This window comes from Intestinibacter sp. (assembly GCF_034113885.1).
Taxonomy (GTDB): Bacteria; Bacillota; Clostridia; order Peptostreptococcales; family Peptostreptococcaceae; genus Intestinibacter.
In genome coordinates, this window is record NZ_JAXEWM010000017.1 from 1 (window position 1) to 2497 (window position 2497).

Here is a 2497-nt window from a genome sequence, read left to right on the forward strand (position 1 = left end):
TCTTCAAATTACATGGTTTTAGATATGTTTACTCGCTCAAATTTAGAGCTTACAGAGACTATAAGAACTAAAAAGAAAAAGGGTTCTCTGCTTCACGTACTAGATAAAACTTCTACTGCAATGGGTGGAAGACTTCTTAGAAAATATGTAGAGGAGCCACTAGTCGACAAGAGAAGAATACAAAATAGACTAGATGTAATAGAAGAGATAAAGGACGATTATTCTCTAAGAGTAGATTTGATAGAAATCCTAAAAAACGTGTACGATATAGAGCGTATATGTGGTAAAATCGCGTTTGAAAAAGTTACACCAAAGGAGCTTATAAACTTAAAAAATTCTATAGAAAAGCTTCCAGAGCTAAAAAGTAGAATTGAAGAGTCAGATGCAGCTATATTAAAGCACTATGTAGGTAAGATGGAGACATTAGAGGATATTTACGATTTAGTAGATAGAGCGATACTTCCAGAGCCGAGCATAACTATAAAAGACGGAAACATAATAAAATCAGACTACAACGAAGAGCTAAAGGAACTCAGAGAAGTATCTAAAAACGGAGCCTTCATGATAAAAGAAATAGAAAACCGCGAGAAGGAAAAAACAGGAGTTAAATCTCTAAAGATAGGATTTAACAAGGTTTTTGGGTATTATATAGAGATAACTAAGGCGAATTTATCTACAGCTAAAATAGACGACGGATATATAAGAAAACAGACTCTAAGCAACGCCGAGAGATTTATAACAGAGGAGCTAAAGATAATAGAAGATAAAATTCTACATGCAAAGGAAAAAATAGGCGTACTAGAATATGAATTATTTGTAGGTGTCAGAAAATACATTTACGACAATATAGATAGAATACAAAATGTGGCTAAGATAATAGCAAATATAGATGTGTTTACTTCATTTGCAACAGTTGCAGATTTAAACAACTACGTAAAGCCTAATATAAACGACAGCAACAAGCTAGACATAAAAAACGGCCGCCATCCAGTTGTAGAAAATATAGTAGGAGAGGAAAATTTCGTACCTAACGACACTTATTTAAACGACGATGAAAATATAATAAACATAATCACAGGTCCAAATATGTCCGGTAAATCAACGTATATGAGACAAAGTGCGATAATTGTGCTGATGGCACATATGGGATCATTTGTACCAGCAGATTACGCAGACATACCTATATGTGATAGAATATTTACTAGAGTTGGAGCAAGTGACGACTTATCTTCAGGTCAATCTACATTTATGGTAGAGATGAACGAGGTCTCTCATATACTTAAAAACGCCACATCAAAGAGCTTCGTAATACTAGATGAAATAGGTAGGGGGACATCTACCTACGATGGTATAAGCTTGGCGTGGGCGATAGTCGAGTATATTCAAAGTAATATCAAGTGCAAGACTTTATTCGCAACTCACTACCATGAGCTTACAGACTTGGAAAATGAGTTTAGAGAGGTCAAGAATTATTCTATCTCAGTAAAAGACGATGGAGAAAATATAATTTTCCTTAGAAAAATAATAGAGCAGCCGGCAGACAAGAGCTACGGAATATATGTAGCAAAGCTTGCTAAGCTTCCAGATAAGGTTATAGATCGTTCATCTGAAATACTAAAGGACTTAGAAAAGAACCACATATTTAACGGTGAAGTTCTTACAGGTAATTTTGACAAGGAAAAAATAGAGGCTGTTTTGGCAGAAAAAGTAGCTGAAGAAGCTCCAAGTGAAAGCTTCAGTATAGAGAGCGAACTTAGTAGAATTCAAGAGGATAATTTAAAAAATGAATTCGAAGCCTTAAAGCTAGAACACGAAACTCTACTTAAAGAACATAAAAAAATCAAAAAAGATTATAATAAATTAAACGCGAGCTATACTAAATTAAAGGAAGAGGATTCACAGCTATCATTTGGAAGCATGAATGTAAATAGCGAGGTTGTAGATGAACTACTAAACCTAGACATTTTAAATATGAATTTGATAGACTGTGTAAATACACTTTACAATTTACAGAAAAAAGCGAAGGAAAATAGATAACCTCTTGGAGGGATTTTATGGGAAAATATATAAATATTTTAGATGATTTAACAATAAATAAAATATCTGCAGGAGAGGTCGTAGAAAGACCCTCTTCTGTAGTAAAAGAGCTTTTAGAAAATGCAATAGATTCAGGGGCTACACAAATAGCAGTAGATATAGTAGATGGAGGCAAAAAATCCATAAAGATAAGCGATAACGGATGTGGAATACTATCTAGTGAGGTCGAAAAGTGCTTTTTAAGACACGCGACTAGTAAAATCCAAAAGATTGACGATTTATACAACCTTTATTCACTTGGATTTAGAGGAGAGGCTCTAGCTTCTATAGCTGCAGTTTCAAACCTAGAGATGACTACAAAATCAGAAGACGAGGTAGTCGGCACAAAGATAGTTCTAAGTGGCTCTAAAATAGTAAAAAAAGAGCCAATAGGATGTAAAAACGGAACTACTATAATAGT

Annotated in this window: 2 protein-coding genes; both read left to right on the forward strand. The window is 34.2% G+C overall.

Annotated features, from left to right (window positions below; translation table 11 throughout):
* Positions 1 to 2037, forward strand: a 2037-nt coding sequence (gene mutS / locus SPD90_RS01015; RefSeq protein ID WP_320924048.1) for a DNA mismatch repair protein MutS, incomplete at its 5' end; no start/stop codon positions are given.
* A 17-nt stretch (positions 2038 to 2054) separates the two neighbouring features.
* Positions 2055 to 2497 (forward strand): DNA mismatch repair endonuclease MutL (gene mutL, locus SPD90_RS01020; RefSeq protein ID WP_320924049.1); only part of this gene is annotated, 443 nt, incomplete at its 3' end.